The organism is Streptomyces sp. NPDC006743 (genome assembly GCF_040703815.1).
Taxonomy (GTDB): Bacteria; Actinomycetota; Actinomycetes; order Streptomycetales; family Streptomycetaceae; genus Streptomyces.
Genome location: NZ_JBEYJA010000136.1, coordinates 1 through 2,919, shown reverse-complemented (window position 1 = coordinate 2,919; position 2,919 = coordinate 1). Strand labels below are relative to the sequence as shown.

1 protein-coding gene is annotated in these 2,919 nt (G+C 72.4%); it reads right to left on the bottom strand.

The genetic code is table 11. The features are described from left to right. Nucleotides 1-2,919: condensation domain-containing protein (locus tag ABZ719_RS37430; RefSeq protein ID WP_366729634.1), on the bottom strand; the 2,919-nt coding region annotated here is incomplete at both ends.

Below are 2,919 nucleotides of genomic sequence, written 5' to 3'. Positions count from 1 at the left end.
GCAGGGGGGTGCCGATGACGGGGATGTCGACGGGGCCGGACAGGTCGTGGCAGGTGGCGTCGACCGTCGCCTCGGTGGGCCCGTAGAGGTTGAAGGCGCGCGTGGCGGCGCCCCGGTCGCGCAGTGTCCGCCACAGGGCCGCGGACACCGCCTCGCCGCCGACCAGGAGCGTTTCCGGCACCCCGGGGCCCTCCAGCAGCCCGGCCTGGATCAGCATGTCCAGGTGGGACGGGGTGACGTTGAGGACGTCGATCGCGGACCGCCGCACCAGACCCACCAGCGCCTCGGGGTCGCGGCGCTCGTCCTCGGACACGACGTGCAGGGTGTGACCGGCGACCAGCCACAGGAACTGTTCCAGCGACGGGTCGAAGGTCATCGCGGTGGTGTGCGCGACATTGCGCCGGCGGCCGCCGCCCGCCATGCGCCGTACATGGCCCAGCAGGTGGTGCAGAGAGCGGTGCTGGACGGTGACGCCCTTGGGCACACCGGTGGAACCGGAGGTGTAGATGATGTAGGCGGCCTGGTCGGGGTGGAGACGCGGTGCGGGCTGCGGGCCGTCGGCCAGGGGCTGCCGCGGGTCGACGTGGACGCGGCCGGGGTCGGCGGGCAGGCCGCGGGTGATGACGACGGGGACCCCGGTGTCGTCCAGGACATGGGCGGTGCGGTCGGCGGGCCACTCCGGGTCCAGGGGCACGTAGACGCCGCCCGCCCGCATCACGGCCAGCAGGGCCACGATGCTGTCGGCGGAGCGCGGCAGACACACCGCGACCGGCGTCTCGGCCACCACGCCGAGACGCAGCAAGCGCCCGGCCAGGGCGGTGATCCGGGTGTCCAGTTCGGCGAACGTGAGCGTCGTGTCGCCGTACGCCAGCGCGGGCGCGTCCGGTGTCGCCCGCACCTGGGCGGCGAAGGCGTCCGGGACCGTCCCCGTATCCGTCTCCGGTGTGTCCTGCGGCTCCGCCCCGGCCGGCAGGCGCAGGTGTTCGGTGCCGTCGCTCAGCGGCAGGTCCCCGATGCGGAGGCCGGGGCCGTTCGCCGCCGCGTCGAGCAGTGTCAGGTAGTGGTCGGCCAGCACCTCCATGCGGGGCCGGTCGAACAGATCGGGGCAGTACGTGAGCAGGCCCCGCTTTCCGTCCCGGCCCGAGACGATGTCGAGGGACAGGTCGAACCGGCTGGTCACGCCGCTGAAGCCGAGCGAGGCGCAGTCCGTGCCGTGCAGGACGAGCTTCTCGTCGGGAGCGTCGAGGAGCTGGAAGGTGACCTGCACGAGAGGATTGTGGCTGAGGTCGCGCTCGGGTGCGAGCGACTCGACCAGCGCCTCGAAGGGCAGGTCCTGATGGGCGAAGGCACCCAGCGCGGCCTCGCGGACCCGGTCGAGCAGTTCACGGAACGACGCCTGCGGCGGACAGCCGACCCGTACGGGAAGGGTGTTGACGAAGAAGCCGACCAGGGGCTCGGTCTCGGCGCGGGTGCGGTTCGCCGCCGGCACGCCCACGACCACGTCGTCCTGGCCGCTGTACCGTGCGAGCAGCACCTGGAAGGCGCCGAGCAGGGTCATGAACAGGGTGACGCCCTGCTCCCGGCCGAGTTCCTCCAGCCGCGCGACGAGCGCTGCGGGCAGCGGGAACTCGACCGTCTCGCCCCGGTGGGACTGGACGGCGGGACGCGGATGGTCGGCGGGCAGCCGCAGCACCGACGGTGCCCCGTCCAACGCGTCTTTCCAGTAGGTGAGTTGCTTCTCCTGTACGGGGCCGGTCATCCAGGCCCGCTGCCAGACGGCGAAGTCGGCGTACTGGATGTCCAGTGGGGCGAGCGCGGCGGGGGCGCCGGTGACGTGTTCCCGGTACAGCCGGCCGAGTTCGTCCACCAGGACGTCGACCGACCAGCCGTCGGACACGATGTGGTGCATGGTGATCACCAGCACGTGCTCGTCGTCCGCCAGCTCGGCCACCGCCACGCGCAGCAGCGCGCCGTCCTCCAGCCGGAACGGGGTGCGCGCCTGCGCCGCCACAAGGTCCCGCACACCCTCCTCGGTCCGCTCGGCCGGCTCGATCCGCATGACCTGGGCCGCACGACGCGCGAGCGGCGCGTCACAGGCCGAGACGACCTGGTAGGGCACGCCGTCCCGTTCGACGAACGCCGTCCGCAGCGTCTCGTGGCGTTCGACGAGCATCCGCAGCGCCTGCTGCAGCGCGTCCAGGTCGAGGGGACCGCGGACCCGGTAGGCGTCGCACATGTTGTAGAAGACGCTCTCGGGCATCAACTGGTCCAGGTACCACAGGCGTTGCTGCGCGAAGGACAGCGGCAGCGGTCCGCTCCGGTCCTTCACCGGCTCAAGGGCCGGAGCCCCGTCGTCGAGGCCCTTGGCCTGTTGGGCGCGGACGCGGGCAGCCAGCTGCCCGACCGTAGGGGCGTCGAACAGCTCCCGCAGCGGCACCTCGACGCCCAGCAGCTTGCGGATCCGGGCCGCCACCTGGATCACCAGCAACGAGTGGCCGCCCAGATCGAAGAAGTCGTCGTGCACCCCGACCCGGCCGACGCCGAGCACGGCGCACCAGACCTGCGCCACGACATCCTCCACCACGTCACGCGGCGCCACGAACCCGACGTCCAGCTCCGGCCTGCCCACCTCGGGAACCGGCAGCCGCCCGCGGTCCAGCTTTCCGTTCGGCGTCAGCGGCAGCGCGTCCAGAACCACCACCGCCGACGGCACCATGTACGAGGGCAGCCGCCCCCGCGCGAACCGGCGGATGTCGGCGGAGCGGGCACCGTCGGCATCCGCCGGCGTGACGTAGGCGATCAGCCGCGCGTGCTCGTCGTCGACGACGGCGGCTTCCTTGACGGTGGGGTGGTGGGTGAGGACGGCTTCGATCTCGCCGGGTTCGATGCGGAAGCCGCGGAGTTTGATCTGGTCGTCGG